The 16877-nt window shown below is 68.0% G+C and carries 11 protein-coding genes; 6 read left to right on the top strand and 5 right to left on the bottom strand.

Annotated features, from left to right (window positions below):
* The first annotated feature begins 2 nt into the window (after positions 1-2).
* Both VZC37_RS17855 and VZC37_RS17860 read left to right on the top strand, forming a co-directional pair.
* The gene (locus tag VZC37_RS17855) at positions 3-1940 is read left to right on the top strand and encodes a galactan 5-O-arabinofuranosyltransferase (protein ID WP_330434175.1); all 1938 of its coding nucleotides are present in this window, start codon (positions 3-5) and stop codon (positions 1938-1940) included.
* The gene (locus tag VZC37_RS17860; RefSeq protein WP_330434179.1) at positions 1937-2698 is read left to right on the top strand and encodes an MBL fold metallo-hydrolase; all 762 of its coding nucleotides are present in this window, start codon (positions 1937-1939) and stop codon (positions 2696-2698) included. The genes VZC37_RS17855 and VZC37_RS17860 overlap by 4 nt, the downstream gene beginning before the upstream one ends.
* A 61-nt stretch (positions 2699-2759) precedes the next feature.
* Here VZC37_RS17860 and VZC37_RS17865 read toward each other — a convergent pair whose 3' ends face one another.
* Positions 2760-3122 carry an ArsR/SmtB family transcription factor gene (locus VZC37_RS17865; protein WP_330434181.1) on the bottom strand — a complete coding sequence of 121 codons (363 nt, stop codon included), beginning with the start codon at positions 3120-3122 and terminating at the stop codon, positions 2760-2762.
* Positions 3115-3564 (bottom strand): SRPBCC domain-containing protein, encoded by a 450-nt coding sequence (locus VZC37_RS17870; RefSeq protein WP_330434184.1) that lies wholly within the window; start codon positions 3562-3564, stop codon positions 3115-3117. Before VZC37_RS17870 ends, VZC37_RS17865 begins: the two co-directional genes overlap by 8 nt.
* 94 nt (positions 3565-3658) lie before the next feature.
* Here VZC37_RS17870 and VZC37_RS17875 point away from each other — a divergent pair, with 94 nt between their 5' ends.
* From VZC37_RS17875 to VZC37_RS17885, 3 genes are all read left to right on the top strand, one after another.
* A complete protein-coding gene (locus VZC37_RS17875) occupies positions 3659-4156 on the top strand; it encodes a hypothetical protein (RefSeq protein WP_330434186.1) in 498 nt (165 codons plus the stop codon).
* 177 nt (positions 4157-4333) lie between these two features.
* Positions 4334-5671 (top strand): acetamidase/formamidase family protein, encoded by a 1338-nt coding sequence (locus VZC37_RS17880; RefSeq protein WP_330434188.1) that lies wholly within the window; start codon positions 4334-4336, stop codon positions 5669-5671.
* A 54-nt stretch (positions 5672-5725) separates the two neighbouring features.
* A complete protein-coding gene (locus tag VZC37_RS17885; protein WP_330434190.1) occupies positions 5726-6037 on the top strand; it encodes an antibiotic biosynthesis monooxygenase in 312 nt (103 codons plus the stop codon).
* 4 nt (positions 6038-6041) lie between these two features.
* On the opposite strand, the gene aroQ is transcribed toward VZC37_RS17885, so the two are convergent.
* Positions 6042-6503 (bottom strand): type II 3-dehydroquinate dehydratase, encoded by a 462-nt coding sequence (gene aroQ, locus VZC37_RS17890; RefSeq protein ID WP_330434192.1) that lies wholly within the window; start codon positions 6501-6503, stop codon positions 6042-6044.
* A gap of 70 nt (positions 6504-6573) precedes the next feature.
* On the opposite strand from aroQ, the gene VZC37_RS17895 reads away from it, so the two are divergent.
* Positions 6574-9900 carry an arabinosyltransferase domain-containing protein gene (locus tag VZC37_RS17895; protein WP_330434193.1) on the top strand — a complete coding sequence of 1109 codons (3327 nt, stop codon included), beginning with the start codon at positions 6574-6576 and terminating at the stop codon, positions 9898-9900.
* A gap of 305 nt (positions 9901-10205) precedes the next feature.
* On the opposite strand, the gene VZC37_RS17900 is transcribed toward VZC37_RS17895, so the two are convergent.
* Both VZC37_RS17900 and VZC37_RS17905 read right to left on the bottom strand, forming a co-directional pair.
* Positions 10206-13520, bottom strand: coding sequence for an arabinosyltransferase domain-containing protein (locus VZC37_RS17900; RefSeq protein WP_330434195.1), 3315 nt, complete (start codon positions 13518-13520; stop codon positions 10206-10208).
* Entirely contained in the window at positions 13513-16803 is a 3291-nt protein-coding gene (locus tag VZC37_RS17905) for an arabinosyltransferase domain-containing protein (RefSeq protein ID WP_330434197.1), read from the bottom strand. The genes VZC37_RS17900 and VZC37_RS17905 overlap by 8 nt, the downstream gene beginning before the upstream one ends.
* Positions 16804-16877: the final 74 nt, after the last annotated feature.

Raw genomic sequence — 16877 nt, forward strand, 5'->3', positions numbered from 1 at the left:
TCGTGACCACTGCCGTCCGCCGCGCCCGCGACGTCGGCGAGCTCGTCGCCGCGCTCGTCTTCGGTGCGCTCATCGCCTTCGTCGGGTTGAAGGTCGTCGCTGCCGTCGACTGGCCCGCGTTCAACTCGTCCAACGTGACACGAGCGCTGACCACGGTCGGCCAGGTGTTCGCGGTCGCGGTGCTTGTCGTCGCGGTTCTGCTCGACCGCTACGGGAAACCACGCTGGCTCACTGCGGTACTCGCGGCCGCGGGGTCGGCGGGCATGGTGACCGTGACGCTCGGCATGCCGTTGGGCGCCACCAAGCTGTATCTGTTCGGGCTCTCGGTCGATCAGGAGTTCCGCACCGAGTACCTGACGCGGATGACGAGCAGCCCGCGCCTGGCGGACATGACCTATCTCGACCTGCCGCCGTTCTATCCGGCCGGCTGGTTCTGGTGGGGTGGTCGCTTCGCCAACTTCGAGGGCCTGCCGGGTTGGGAAGCGTACAAGCCGTGGGCCATCATCTCGATCGCCGCGGCCGCCGCAGTGTCCGTCCTGTTGTGGACGCGGATGATCGGTGCGCTGCGCGGCATCCCGATCTCGCTCGTCATCACGCTCATCACGCTGACGTACGCGTCGCCGGAACCGTATGCGGCGGTGCTCGTCCTGCTCGGACTCCCGATGACGATCCCGATGCTGTACGGGCTGCGCGGACAGTCGCGCATCGCCGACGGCCCGGTCGGCGGTCTCCGCTCGGGGACGAGCTGGCCCGCGGTGATCGGCACCGGCGTGTTCCTCGGCATCAGCGCCACCTGCTACACGCTCTACACCGGGCTGTTCGCGTTGACCGCGGTGATCATGGCGCTCTACCTCTGTGTCATCGCGTGGCTCCGCGCATCGAACAAGGCGGTCCCCGACGCCACCGTGTCCGGTCGGCGCCGAGGAATGATCGGCGCGATCATCGGACGGCTCGTCGCCATGGGTGTCATCTCCGGGCTGATCGCGCTGGTGGCGTGGGCGCCCTACCTGTGGGCGCGGGCGCAGAACGAACCGACCAGCGGCGGGACCGCCGAACACTATCTGCCCGACCGCGGAGCGGTGCTGCCGCTACCGTTCTTCGACTTCAGCATCGTCGGCGTGCTCACGCTGGTCGGCCTCGTCTGGCTACTGCTCCGGTTCCAACGCCGAACCGTCGCGCTCGCCCTGTTCATCGTCGTGGTGACGATCTATCTGTTCTGCCTGCTGTCGATGCTGCGTACCGCGAGCGGCAGCACACTGCTGTCGTTCCGCCTCAATCCGCTGCTCTACGGCGCGCTCGCCGCGGCCGGCGTCCTCGGTGTCGCCGACCTCTCGAAATGGGCGATCGGCAAGTTCGGCGACGTCCGGTTTGCCATCGGCGCGCTCGCGGCGGTGTCCGCGATAGCGCTCGCGCAAGGCATTCCGGGGCACCTGTCCTCGGAGATCACCACCGCGTACACCGACACCGATGGCCGCGGTGAACGCGCCGACCAGCGGCCACCCGGGGCCGAGTCCTACTATCCGGAGATCCATCGGCTCATCCGGCAGCAGACCGGTCGGCCTGCCACCGAGAACGTGGTGCTGACGGCGGACTACGGCTTCTTGTCCATCTACCCGTACTGGGGTTTCCAGGGACTGACCGCGCATTACGCGAACCCGTTGGCCGAGTTCGACAAACGCGCAGAAACCATCGAACGGTGGGCCGAGGCCACCACCCCGGATCAACTCGTCCGACGCCTCGATCGCGCACCGTGGACGCCACCCAACGTGTTCCTGTTCCGTTATGCCGCCGACGGTTACACGTTGCGACTGGCGGAGGATGTGTATCCCAACGATCCGAACATCAAGCGCTACACGGTCACCTTCGACCCTGCGGTGTTCGCCGATCCGCGATTCATCGTGACCGAGGTGGGGCCCTTCGTGGTGGTGGTGCGCCGATGATCAAGCCGAAGAGTTCGTTTCGGATCAGTCGGGTCGACGCCGGGTCGTCGACGGCGTTCCTGGTCAGCACCGACGTGGTGAACTGGGTACTGCTGCAAGAGGGTTCAGACATCACACTGATCGACGGCGGCTATCCGGGACATGCGTCGGCGGTGGTGGAATCGATCCGCCAGATCGGCGGTCGGCCGGAGGACATCCGCGCCGCGCTGCTCACCCACGCCCACGTCGACCACCTCGGTGGCTTGGTGTCGCTGCGCGAACGTTACGAGTTCGACGTCTACGTGGATCCGGTGGAGGTGTCGCATGCGCGCCGCGACTATCTCCAGCAGGCCGGCCCGGCCGACATCGTTCCTCTGGCCTATCAGCCGCGCGTGCTGCGTTGGCTGTCCAAGGTCACCCCACTCGGGGTGTTGAGCCGCAAGGGTATCGCCGACGCCAAGCCGTTCCCCGAAGCACTCGACCTGCCCGGCCGCCCGGTACCGGTCGCATCGCACGGGCACACCGACGGACACAGCGCCTACCTTGTCGCCGATTCGTCGGTGCTGGTTTCCGGAGACGCGCTGGTCAGCGGACACCCGATTTCGAAGATCGCGGGGCCGCAGTGCATCTCGCCCGCGTTTCAGCATGACGAGGTCGCCGCGCGGCACGCCGTCGAGTCCTTCACCGAACTCGACGCGACGACGCTGTTCCCCGGACACGGCCCGCGCCACGACGGTTCGGTCGCCGACGCCGCCCGCCGGGCGCTCGAGGTGAGTTGACCCTTCGTGACGCACACTCACTTCGTTCGCGTGCTCCTCAGGGATCGGTTGGGGGATAGCGTCACGAAGGGTCGCCCACGTCTTCGGCCAGCGCGCGAATCCGTTCGAGTCGACGGTCCCAGCCCCGGGCGATGGCATCGAGCTGCCGCGCCACCTGACTGAGCCGAGCACCCACGGGCTCGTAACGCACCTCGCGGCCGGACTTGGTCGCGTCGACGAGTCCGGCGTCGGTCAGCACCCGTAGGTGTTTGGCGATGGCCTGGCGGGTGATCGGGAGACGACCTGCCAGCGCGGACGCAGAGGCCGGGGACCGGGACAGTTCGACGAGGATCTGCCATCGACTGTCGTCGGCAAGTGCCGCGAACAGTTCGACCGGCGCCCCATCCTCGACAGCCCCGACCTCCGCGATGTCGCCGTCAGGCACCGGCAGCCACCCCGGTGAGGTGCTTGCGAGCGATCTCGAGCTCCTGGGGCCATCCGTCGAAGTGGTCGTCGAATCGCGATCGACGATCGGCCTCCGGCTCGTCGAGGGAGGCGAACCCGCTCTCGGCGACCTTGAGCAGCACGCCGGATTCGGTTGGCGTCAGCCAGAACTCGACCAGCGTCGATGAGCTGTCCAGATTCTCGGTGTCGATGTGCCAGCGGAACGCCGCATAGTTGGGTTCGTCGAGTTGCACGGTGCGAAACGCGAAGGTGCCGTACTTGGGGTCGGTCACGTAGCTGACGTCGCCGTCGCGCCGGACCTCGTGCTCGACCATCCGGTCGTCGTTGATGTACCAACCGGGTTCGGCCACGAGCGCCCAGACACGCTCGGTCGGTGCGTCGATGGTGATCTCGCGTTCGATGCGATCGAATTCGGTGTCCATTGTGGTTCCTTCCCTAGAAGATGTGCAACTCCACAGTTGCACACCTACTCGGCTTGCGCAACCCCTCGGTTGCACTAGTTCTCGAGCGCACTTCATGGAACCTCTCGGTTTCCTGGCCGTGACGCGCCAGAACCGGCTGAGCGCCGACACACGCGTCGCCGCGACGAGTTCGGATAGGCTGGGCCGCCAGGCACGATCACCGTTGTGGAATGGGACGCTGGAACTCCGCGTGAAGGGGCCGCTCTCGCGAGGAGCCGACGAGGGGATATGCAAGGAAGATGTTGATGGTCGCAGCTATCGGTTTCGTAGTCGCTTTCAGCGTCGGCATCGCCGGCAACATGCGCCGTCGGAAGCAGATTGGCCTTCCGAAATGAAGTCATTGGCCAATACCGAGCTCCGACAAGTCGCCGTATTCTTCGTAATCTTCTTCACGCTGAGCGTGAGCACTGGCAGCGCGAACGTATGGATGGCGCTGGTCGGCGCCGCGATCGGCGCGGTCCTGTGGGTGCTCATCACTCGCGGCCTCGACTATCTCCAGACCAAGGTCACGCACCGACGTGAGCGGGTGGACGGTCCAGGTTTCGTGGAGTAGTTGGACACGTCATCGCGACTCTGGCGGCGACGAATTCATGACCCGGTGCACAAACGCGCCGCGTAAATTCGCGCCACACCACCGGCAACACTGCCGCAACACCGGATCACTAGCCTCAGGTCTTCCCGATCTGAGAGGTATCTCTTGACTGACGACTTCGGCCGTAATGCAAGCAAGATGATCATCAAAGGGATAGGCCGTCGCGACTTCTTCCGCGCCGCAGCCGCTTTGGGCGCAGGCGCGGGGGTCGCCGGGTTGACGACCGCGTGTGGCGGCGATGGTGGTGGTGCGCCCGCGACCACCACATCAAGCGGTGTCAGTACCTTCGCCGGTGTCCTGCAGCCGAATCAGGGCGATCGGCCGGGCGATCACTACCTGCCGTCGAGCCCCGACGACGTGCGTTGGGGCTATGTGCCGAGCGTCCATGCCGATCCGGTGATGCGGATGCAGTCCGAGCAGACGGTCACCATCGACACCGTCTCCCACGAGGGAATCCTGGAGGATCAGGGCCGCGACCCCGTCGAGTTCTTCGGCCGCTACGACGTCGCCCAAGGCGACGTCCTCGAGGACGCAATCGCCATCGCCGCCGGCTATGACCGCACCGAACGCGACTTCGATTCCGACGGACCGCATATCGTGACCGGGCCTATCCACGTCGACGGCGCCGAACCCGGCGACGTCCTCAAGATCGAGAGCCTGTCTGTCGTTCCGCGGGTGCCCTATGGGGTGGTGTCCAACCGGCACGCCCGGGGCGCACTCGCCCTAACCTCCGACGGCGAGGCGCCCGAGGGCATCAGCCTGGAGGAGGTCATGCCGCCGGTCGAGACCGACGGACGTCCCACCGGGAATCCCGAGGATTACGGCAACGTCTCCACCTTCACCCCGATCGACGGCAGTGACGGGGTGATGACCTACGGCGACAACGCCCGTGTGCGTTTCCCGTTGCAGCCGTTCATGGGAATGATGGGGGTGGCCTTCGCCGATGACACCGATCTGACCGCCGACAGCCTCCACTCGGTGCCACCGACGATCGGCGGTGGCAACATCGACATCCGGCTACTGGGTGAGGGTTCGACCTTCTACCTGCCCGTCTTCGCCCCCGGCGCGTTGTTCTATGTGGGCGATCCGCACATGGCTCAGGGCGATGGCGAGGTGGCATTGACCGCGATGGAGGGCTCCGTGCGGTCGACGTTCCGTCTCACGGTGTGCAAACCCGGTTCCGGTGACGCCCCGTCGGTCGCCTACACATATCCCTTCGCCGAGGATGCCGAGCGATGGATACCCATCGGCTTGTCGGACCCCGACGGCTCGATCGGCGGTCAGGACACCAGTCTGGGCGTCGCCATGCGTCGTGCCGTGGTCAATGCGCTGGACTTTCTCGAGCAGGACCGCGGCATGGATCGCGCCACCGCGTATGCCTACCTTTCGGCGGCCGCGGACTTCTCGGTGTCCCAGGTGGTCGACCGGACAGTCGGTGTGCACGGCCAGATCTACAAGGCGCATTTCGAAGACTGATCCCGGGCGCCCGGCATTGACATCGAGTCCACTTGAAGTTCGATGCTGATGCGCATGACTGATCACCTGCACCGCATCGACAAGTTCGCCGTACCCGAGCGCTCGCGCGACGAGTTCCTCCGGCAGGTCCACCACACGCACGCGATCCTCGGCGCCCAGCCGGGCATCCTCCGCAACGACGTCCTCACGCTGATCGGCGGGGACAGCACGTTCAATGTCGTCACGGTCGTCTCGTGGGAGTCTGCCGATGCGCTGCGCAACGCCGGCCGCGCGGTTGCCGCCGACGTCGCCGACACCGGATTCGACCGCGACACATTCCTGGAGCGCCTCGGGGTGACCGGGGACTTCGGGACCTACGCCGCGTGAGGACTCAGCCGACGAGTTCGACGAGTCGCCGGATCGCGAACTCGTAACCGCGGATCCCGTATCCGGCGATCACACCGGCGGCGAGGGGCGACACGTAGGAGTGATGCCGGAAGGCCTCCCGCTTGTGCACGTTGCTGATGTGCACCTCCATGATCGGCACGTCGGGGATCACCAGGGCATCCGCGAGCGCCACCGAGGTGTGCGTCCAAGCTGCCGGGTTGATGACGATGCCGCTGATCTGGCCGCGCGCCTCGTGCAGCCAGTCGATCATCTGCCCCTCGTGGTTGGTCTGCGCCGCCCGCAGCCCGAATCCCAGCTCGCCGGCCGTGCGCTCGGCGAGGTCGACGACGTCGTCGAGGGTCGCCGCGCCGTAGACCTCGGGCTGCCGGACCCCGAGCGTGTTCAGATTCGGCCCGTTGAGCAGCAGGATCGGGAGCGGCTCGGTGCCGGCGGCGGTGTCAGACATGGATCAACCATAGTTCTCCCGCCATTCGGCCGAACGGAGCCCGCGAGGCCAACCGTTACCATCTCTCTTTGTGCCATCGCAGACGGTAAGACGCGCCAGGGTCGTCGCCATCATCACCGGACTGCTCGGATTCCTCATGGCAATCGCGACCCCGCTGATGCCGGTCCATCAGACGACCGCCCAGATCTCCTGGCCACAGGGTGAGCAGATCGAATCGGTGGCCGCCCCTCTGACCAGCTACGTCCCGATCGACCTCGACGCGCACATCCCGTGCAGCGCGGTCGAACAACTCGGCGACGGCGAGTCGGTGCTGCTCTCGACCACCCCCAAAGAGGCGGAGAAATCCGGCGAGCGCGGCCTGTTCGTCCGCAAGACGGGCCAGCCGGGCGACCCTGCCGACCGGCAGACCGTCGAGGTCGTCATCCGCAACGTTCCCCTGGTGTCGGCGACGCTGGAACAGATCCGCACCCAGGACTGTCGTGAGATCTCCGTGCGCGCCGACTCCGAAGCGGTGTCCGCCGAATTCGTCGGCATGCGCAACGACGACGGGGACGCCCTCGACGGCACCACCGCCGGCCGCGAATCCGACACCTACGACGCCGACCAGCGCCCGCAGGTCACCGGACTGTTCACCGACCTCGACGGGCCGGCCGCCACGCTTCCGGGCCTGGACGCGCATGTCACCATCGACTCGCGCTACTCCACCGCGCCGACCATCCTGAAATGGGCCGTCCTGGTCATCGGGATCATCGCGACACTGCTCTCCCTGGCCGCGTTGGCGGTGCTCGACTCCACCGACGGCCGCCGGCACCGCCGCATCCTGCCCGCCCGATGGTGGCGCCTGAACGCACGCGACTACGTTGTCATCGGCGCACTGATCGTCTGGCATCTCATCGGACCGAACACCTCCGACGACGGCTACCTCCTCACCATGTCGCGGGTCGCCCAGGACGCCGACTACACCGCGAACTACTTCCGCTGGTTCGGTGCCCCCGAGGCGCCGTTCGGCTGGTACTACCAGGTGTTCGGCTGGCTCAGTCATGTCAGCGTCGCCAGCCCGTGGATGCGCATCCCCGCTCTGCTCTGCGGGATCGGTGTGTGGCTGATCGTCAGTCACGAGGTGCTGCCGCGGCTCGGCCGGGCCGCCATCACCCGCCCGTCGGTGGGCTGGACGGCCGCGTTCGTCTTCCTCATCTCGTGGTTCCCATTCAACAACGGACTGCGGCCGGAACCGATCATCTGCCTCGGCGCCCTGCTGACCTGGTGTTCGGTCGAACGGGCCATCGCCACCGGCCGCATGCTGCCCGCTGCGGTGGCCTGCCTCATCGGTGCCTTCAGTCTGGCGGCCGGCCCGACCGGCCTGCTGGCCGTGGCCGCGCTGATCGCCGGGGCGCGCCCGATGATCCTGGCGTTGATCAAGCGGGCGCGGGCGATCGGCGGCGGTCGCTGGTCCTATGTCGCGCTGCTGGCGCCGATCGTCGCGGCCGGGACCTTCGTCATCTTCGTGGTGTTCTCCAACCTCACGTTGCGTTCCTTCGTCGAGGCGTCGCAGATGAAGTCGGCGCTGGGCCCGTCGATGCATTGGTACAACGAGATCAATCGGTACTCGTCGTTGTTCGCGTTCTCCGCCGACGGCTCGATCCCCCGCCGGTTCGCGGTACTCACGATGATCCTGTCGCTGGTGGTGTCCGCGGCGATGCTGATCCGTCGGTCCCGCATCCCGGGCACGGCGTTGGGTCCGTCGCGGCGCATCGTCGGCATCACCTTCGCGTCGCTGGTGTTCCTCATGTTCACACCCACCAAGTGGACGCATCACTTCGGTGTGTTCGCCGGTCTGGCTGCCGCGCTGGCCGCGCTCGCCGCGATTGCTGCCGGTCATCAGGCGATGCATTCACGGCGCAATCGAACTCTCTTCGCCTCGCTGGTGCTGTTCGTCGCGGCGATGGCCTTCACGGCGCCGAACTCCTTCTATTACTCCTCGGCGTGGGGCATGCCGTGGGGGGTGACCCAGGTGAGTTTCGGCGTCAACCTCGCCAGCGTGCTCCTGTACTCGGCCCTGCTGTTGCTGCTGCTCGCCCTGTGGTTCCACTTCCGTGAACCGTTCACCGGTGCGGATCCGGCCGACGACGACCGCTCCGACGGTCGAGCACCGTGGTACCGGCGCGCATGGTCGGTGCTCGCGTCGGCGCCGTTGGCGTTCGTGTCCGCCGCGGTGGTCGTGTTCGCTCTGGTCACCGCCGCGTTCGCGGGTATCCAGCAGAGTTCGTCGTATTCGGTTCCGCGGTCGAACCTGGAGGCTCTCGCCGGCCACGAATGCGGCATGGCGGACAAGGTGTGGGTCGAATCGGATCCCAGTCGCTTCCTCCTCGAACCGGTCGACGGGTCGATCACCGATCCGCTGGCGGGTCCGGCGACCGCGCCAGAGGGCGCCACCCGCCCGACCACCTCCGGCTTCACCGCCAACGGGGTGCCGGTGGAGTTGGAGAGCACTGCCAGCGAGGGGTCCCTCGGTGTGCTGGCCCGCAGCGCCGCCGACTCCCCGGATGTGCTGACCGCCAACACCGGCGGCACCGGCGGTGGCGTGGCGTCGCAGGCGGGAGTGAACGGCAGCTTCGCCGAACTGCCGTTCTTCCTGGACGCGGCGCGCACACCGGTGATGGGCAGCTACTCGAGTTCGGATCAGATGCCGGCCCGCCTGACCTCGGCGTGGTACGCACTGCCCACCGATTTCGCGGACCGCCCGCTGGTGACGTTCTCCGTCGCCGGTCTCTACGACAACCCGAATCTGCTGTTGGAGTACACGACCGACCCGATCGATCCCGGCACCGCCGACGACGAGCTGGAGGCCGCGGGCGAGACCGAACTGATCGACCCGGGACCGCGTCCGTCTTGGCGCAACGTCCGCGTCACCACCGACTCGCTACCGGCGGACACCACCGCGGTACGGATCGTCGCCACAGACGACAACCTGTCGTCGGACCGCTTCATCGTCGTCACGCCGCCGCGGCTGCCCGAGATGCAGACGCTGCAAGAGGTCGTCGGCCGTGAGGACCCGGTGCACGTGGACTGGACGTCCGGCCTCGTCTTCCCCTGCCAGCGGCCGTTCACCCATGCCAACGGGGTGGCGGAGATCCCGCAGTGGCGGATCAAGCCGGGCGCCGACCTGGCCGCAGCGGTGTCGGCGTGGCAGAACTCCTACGGCGGTGGACCATTGGGCTGGCTCGAGGTGTCGCAGGAACCCCAGGCGGTCGCCACCTACCTGCAGGGAGACATCGGACGTGACTGGGGTTCGCTCGAGCGGTACACCCCGTACGGCGATGTCACCACCCTCGCCGACGTCGACACCGCCACCGCCACCCGGGGCGGCCTCTGGAGTCCGGCACCGATCCGGTACTGATGTCGCCCGGTGGCCACCCTCCGGTGGTCGAGTAGCCGACGAGCCACCCCACCACCCGTTGGTCGAGTAGCCGACGAGCCACCCCACCGTTGGTCGAGTAGCCGACGAGCCACCCCACCGTTGGTCGAGTAGCCGACGAGCCGCCCCTCCGGTGGTCGAGTAGCCGACGAGCCGCTAGGCGAGGAGGCGTATCGAGACCTCTTGTGCCGCAGCGTGAGACGGATCTCGATACGGTTCTCGCCTAGCGGCTCGAACCTACTCGATCAGCGGTTGGGGAACCCGATCAGCGGTGGGGGCGTCGCGGCTCAGTTCCGGATCGCCCGCATCGGACCCGGCGTCCACATCCCGCCGTGAACCTCCTCGCTGATGACGAGTTCGGCATCGACCTGGGGCTGCAGCGGGGTGAGGCGTTGCAGGCTGCCCCAGTCCTTGGCCCAGCTGTTGCGCAGGTAGGACGGCAACACCGTGGGCCGCAACTCGTTCTCGACGATGCCGAGCGGGCCGCCGTAGTCACCGGCCATCCAGCGTCGTGAGTTCACTCGTTCGCCCTCGGCGTCCGGGGTGACGCGCCATTGCGGCGTCTCGAACACCCCGTTCACGACGGTCGCCGGCCGCTGGCACGGGAAGGCGAGGGCCACCTCCCAGTCGAGCAGCACCGGATCGTCGCTGCCCACCAGGGAATTCAGGGTCACCAGCGGCGTCACGCGCGGTGGCGTCACGGCCAGCCATTGCGCCGGGTTGCCGGAGGTGTCGTCGGCGACGATCCGAACCACCGACGCGCGCGGCGGTGCCTGATCGATCGGGAAGCGGAGGTTGCGCCACTCGGGGTCGTTGCCGATGTCGAGCGGCACCATCGATGCCACGGTGGTGACCGCGCCGTCGGGCTCGACGCGCCCGAACTCGAGGCGAAGTCGCTGTCCCGGGTGGGTGACGGCGAGTTCGTCGACGTACTCGATGGTTCCCGCGACCGACATGGTGACCAGCGGGGCATCCTCGGACCGCTCCGGCATCTGATACCAGTCGGACGTGAGATGTCCACGCCCACTAGGTGTTCCGTAGGTGCCGAGCACCGGGACCTGCTGCTGGTCGAGGCCGAAGGGCAGACGCACCGAGGACCCGTTCACGCCGCGGGTGTCGGTGGTGCCGCCGCCGGTGTCGGCCGACCCGGCCGTTCCGCTCGGCTCCTCCTGCGGCTCCGACGGATCGGTCTGCGTGCGGTCGATGCCGGTCGATTCGGGGTCGGCGTCGGCCTGGCTCTCCAGGTTGTTCGAGACGCCGTTCGGGTCGAAGCCCTCCATGTCGGAGCCGGCCAGCGCGTCGCCCGGCGACGGATTGCTCTGTCCGGCAACCTGTGCGGGCGCCAGCAGTCCGTCATTCGGGTTCGCCTCGACCAGGACCGCGTCGGCGAGCGCGCACGGTTCACCGCGCATCGCGTTCAGGTTGGAACTCGTCCATGACCACGAATCACGCTGCGTCTGAAATGCTTTCGCGAACGAGACGACATTGAAGAGCAGGACGATCGCGCAGATGATCGCCAGCGAATACGTCGGCATCCGCTGGATGAGGCCCGGCGCACCGGGTGTACCCGGCAGTGCACCGCGTTCGGCGAGCCGGTCGTCGCGGTAGTACTGCCAGGCACCGATCGCGGTGAGCACCACCGCGATCAGGAGGATGGGGGTGAACAGCTCGATGCCTGCGACGTTGGGGGTGTCGTCGGACCAGGGAATCCCGTAGCTGCCCACGTACCACCAACTATTGCGTCCGGCGAACGCGACCGCGAGCGCATAGGCCGCGGCCGCGGCGACGAATGTCCGGTTGCACCGGCGTCGCATGACCTCGGGACGGAGGAACACGGTGGCCGCGGCGGCGAGAACTCCGGTGAGGCAGGCGAACGCACCCATCTGATGGGTTGCCTTGGTGGGCACGAAGGCCAGCACGGCGACCGCGCCTCCGGCGACCGCGAGCAGACGCCACAGCGGTGCCGACGCGACGCCGGGCACGCGGCGCTTGCTCAGCAGGGTGAGCGCGATGATGGCTGCGGCAAGGAAGGTGACGAAGATCCCGACCCGTCGCGCGATCGAGCCGTCCGGGGTGGGGTTGAGCAGGATGTAGTAGCGCATCGCCTCGGTCCACCATTCGTTGGTGGGTCCGACGATGCCCTGCACCTCGATGCCCTCCATGATCGTCGCCAGCGTCTGGTCGACGAAGATCAGGAACATCACGGCCAGCCCGGCGGCGAGCACCGGGATCAGCAGGGGCAGCAGACCGTCCCGGCGGCGGCGTTGACGCAGACGCCGCAGCAGTGGCCGTAACGCAGCCAGCAGCGGCAGGATGGCGATGGCGCCGGCAGGGTGGATCGTCAGGGTCAACCAAGCCGACACCACGGCGAGGGTCAGCGGGAAGAATCGTCCGGTGGCGATGGACCGCTCGACGAGCACCCAGGTGATCAGGATGCCCACGCTCAGTGCCGGTTCCACGCGTAGCCCGTTGTTGAACGGGAGCCACACCGCCAGGAAACCCAGCCCGGCCGCCCAGTACGCGGCGCGCGAGGTGCGTACGGCGGGCCCGAGTCGCGGCAGCGCGAACCGGCTGATCAGGAACCATCCGGCGAGGGCGAACAGCAACGGCAGCAACCGAAGCCACGGTGTTGCGGTGCTGACTTCCATCCACAGCGCCAGATAGCGGTAGTGCCACCCGAACGGGTCCTGCGGCGCGCCGAAGTAGCGGTAGTAGTTGTCGAGGTACCCGGCGTCGGGTGCGACCCGGCCGACGGTGACCTGGTAGCCGTCGTCGGCGGTGTTACCGCCCACGAACAGCCACACCAGCAGAGCCCCGGTGACCACCGCGTCCAACGGCTTGGGCCGCCACCACCGTTTCGGCAACCCGAGGCCGAAGCGGCGGCCGTCGCGCGAATCCAGCACGGCGAGTGCGACGATCGATGCGATCGTCATCAGCACACCGACGATCAGAACCAGCGCCTTCAGCAGCGTCGGGCTGGTGCTGAAGCGGGTGTCGACGGTCGAGGTGTACGACAGACCCTCGGTCGGCACGTCCGGGGGCAGATCGGTGTAGACGCCGATGATCTGCGGACGCATGTTCGGGTCGGCGATGTCGAAGGTGGCCGGTTCACCGCCGGCGGGGACGAATCCCTCGACGGCACCGCGGGTTCCGCTGGTATCGGCCGCGATGACGATCCGGCAGTCCGCGGCCTGCTGCGCGTCATCACGGGACACGTTGAGCAGCACGGCATTGCGCTGGGTCACCAGCAGCCGGTCGGCGGTGGCCCGGACGAACAGGCCGACCGTGCTGGCCTCGGCACCGTTCTCCGGCACGGTCGAGAGCAGCACACCGCCGTCGGCAGGCAGTTCGGCGGCCAGCGAACACGGCACCGAGATGTCCATCGACACCGGCACATACGCGACGTTGGGCGCCGCGATGTTCTCCACCGCGCCGGTCGTGGGCTGCGGCCACTGCAGTTCGGCCTTGGTGTAGCTCACCGGCAGGAACGGTGCGACGACGGCCAGCAGCACACCGATCGCGCCGGCGACGATCGCGACGATCTTCGCGACGCGCACCGTGCGGTCCGTCGCCGGACCCGAGACATCCTTGCGGTCAGTCATCCTGTGGTACCACCCTGATCGGTCCGGGGCGGGTCCATCCCCATGTGGTCGACGTGTCCGTGGTGATCGGCGCCGGCCTCGCCTCCGTGGCGATCGGCGTCAACCGTCGCAGCCCTCCCCAGTCGCGGTACCAGTCCCCGTCGAGGTAGGTGGCCATCGTGTCCTCACGGGTCAGCGCCTCGGGCGTGGTGAGGATGCCACCGTTGATCGCGGCCTGCCACGTCTTCGATTTCGAGTTGGTGGTCGTCTGGTCCGGCACGATTCGCCATTCGGGGATCTCCGCCACGCCGTGGCGGGTGCCCATCGAATGTTGGCACGGGAACTGGCTGCCCACCGAGAGGTCCAGCAGCACCGGCGTCTCGGTGCCGACCACCTCCTGCAAGGTCTGCAGCTCCGGCGCACGAGGCGGGGTGATCGCCAGCCACTGGTCGGGGCTCACGTTGTTGTCGACGGCGACGATCCGCATGGCCGTGGCGTTCTCCGGGACCGCGGACATCGGCACACGCAGGTTGCGCCACGGCCGGTTCTGCCGTTCGGGCCCCGGATCGATCGGCACGTAGGGTTCCCCGATCTGCCGGAAATCGTCGGGGCCATCGCCCGCGACGCCGAACTGCACTCGCAGCGACCGACCCGGGCGGCCCACGCCGTCCTCGTCGATCGAGAACACCGGACCGGCGGCGGTGATCACCAACAGTGGTGACGCCGACCGATCCGGCAACCGGTAGGGCATCGACGTCAGTTCGGCGATCCCGTTGTCGTGCCCGTAGGTGCCGAGAACGGGTGTCGTGTCCGGTTCCAGACCGAAAGGCAGCGCGGCGGTGCTGCCGTTGACACCTTCCGGGCCACGTCCACCGGTGGTGCCGGGCGGTCCGCCGCTGACGATGAACGGCCGCGACAGATCGCCCGAGGTGTTGATGGTGCCCGCCCCCAGCGCGGTGGGGTCGGGCATCAGGTCGTCGGCCACCCCGTCAGGGGCGAACCCGGTGGACTCACCGGCGAGCGCGCGGGAGATGTCGGTGGTTCCGATGGGTTGCAGCGCACCGCGATTCGGGTCGTCCTCGACGAGGACGTCGTCGGCCATGCCGCAGGTGTCGCCGGTCAGCGCCCGCATGTTGGCACTGAACGTCGTGTACGTGTCCGACCGCGCGACCGCGGCCTTCGCGAACAGCAGTAGTTCGACGATCACGACCAGGGTGGCGATCACCAGCATCGGCGCCGACGACACCGCGACCTGGGTGCGCGAGACCGCCCGGCGGTCGTCGCGGATCACGCCCTTGTCGGCGTCGATGTCGATACGCAGGTGGAACCAGATGGCCACCGCGAGCGCGAGTCCGGTCAGCACCAGGAAGATCGTCGACAACGGGGTGCCCGCGATGGACGGCGCCTTGTCGAACCAGGAGATGCCGAAGTCGTACGCCCACCCCCACGCGTTCTCACCGGCTGCGGCGAGGGCGCAGGCGAACAACAGGACCGCGATGTACATGCACAGATTGCGCGGTGAGCGTCGCGCGGACTGCGCCACGGCAACCGTGGCGACCGCGGCCATCGCAGCGCCCACGCCGGCGTAGATGCCGAACTGCACCGTCCACTTCGTCGGGGTGAACGACAACAGCAGCACGGTCAGCAGGATCGCGCCGATCACCCGCCACACCGGGGCCGGGTCGACGCCACGGATGTGCTTGCGCCGCAACATGACCGCGAGCGTCACGAACACCGCGGCGAGCAGCAACAGCATCGGCACCCGTCGCACCAGGGAGCCGTCCTGGGTGGTCAGCGTCAGGTAGTAGAACCGCAGGAACTCCTGGTACCAGACGAGCGTGGGTCCGACGGTGTAGCGGACGCGTACCGCCTCGGCGACCGTGGCCAGCGTCTGGTCGCGGAACACCACGATCACGACGAACGCGGCCGCCGCCGCGACCGGCGCCAGCAGTGGTAGCAGGCCGTTCTCGGTGCGGCGGCGACGCACGGTCCGCAGCATCGGTCGGGACCCCGCGATCAGCAAGGCGACGGCGATCAGGCCGTGCGGGGCGACGGCGAGCGTCAGGCCTGCCGCGAGGGCCGCGCCCGCAGCGGGCAGCATCCGGCGCGTCGCGACGGCCTGCTCCACCCCCCACCAGGTGAGCAGTGATCCGAGGACGATGATGCCTTCGCTGCGCAACCCGCTGGCCAGGGGCATCCAGAACGCCACGAAAACCGCGGCGGCGGTGAACATCGCCCACTGCGAGCGCCGCACCGCACCGCCCAGCCGCGGCAACAGAATCCGGCTCAGGATGAACCAGCTCGCGAGGCCGGCGAAGAGAGCCGGCAGGCGCATCCACACCCCGGCCGACGAGACGGTCTCCCAGTGGGACAGGAACGCGTAGTACCAGTCGAACGGCGCCTCGGGGATGCCGAAGAACCGGTAATAGTTGGCGAGGTATCCCGCGTCGGAGGCGTTGCGGCCCATCGACAGGATGTAGCCGTCGTCGGAGGAGCCGGCCCCGAGGAAGTGCCAGACGACCAGCGTGGCGGTGACCGCGAGGTCGGTGATGCGCGGCCGGAACAGTCGGCGCAGGTCCGGGCGGCCGACGCGACGGTGATAGCCGCCCGCGACGTCGAGCGCGGCGATCGCGACGAACGTGACGATCACCGCGAGCACACCCAGGATCATCACGAGGAGTTTGATCAGCGACGGAGACGACTCGAACCGGTTGTCGACGTCGATGCGGACCGCGAGGTCGCCGGCGTCGGCGGCGCGCGCGGCTTCCTCGGGGCCGAGGTCGGTGAAGATGCCGGACACCTGGGGGCGCTGGCCCGGGTCGGCGGTGGCCGACTGGCCGGCACCCACCAGCCGCGCCTCGACGCCGTCGAACGAGGCCCGGATGCGGAGCCGCTCGCATCCGTTCAGCTCCGACCTCGGGACGCGCAACAGGTCCTGGCCGCGCAGCATGACGTCCATTCCGGCGGCGTTCGCGGTCACGAACAGCGCCTTGGTGGACGCATCGGTACCCGCCGGCGGCATCGTCGACAACACGAGGGTGGACCTATCGGCATCGGCCGCGTCGGCGAGGACGGGGCAGCCGATGGTGAGGTCGAGGCCTGCGGGGGTCTGCGCCACGAGCGGCGCGGTCACCGAGGCACTCGACGCGGTCGCGATGTCCCGATCGGGCCAGTCGATCGACGCCGAGCGCTGATCCACCGGCAGCAGCGGCGTCAGGATCGCGGCGACGATCGCCACGAGTCCGGCCACGGTGGCGACCACAGCCCACGTCCGAGCCGACACCTGTCGGGATTTGTCACTCATCAGACGGTGACCCTAATCGAAAGAACTGAGTGCGCCGTGAGCCGCACCAACTAGGTCATCACCGCGAAGTCGCT

This window comes from Gordonia sesuvii (assembly GCF_036350415.1).
GTDB classification, from domain to species: domain Bacteria; phylum Actinomycetota; class Actinomycetes; order Mycobacteriales; family Mycobacteriaceae; genus Gordonia; species Gordonia sesuvii.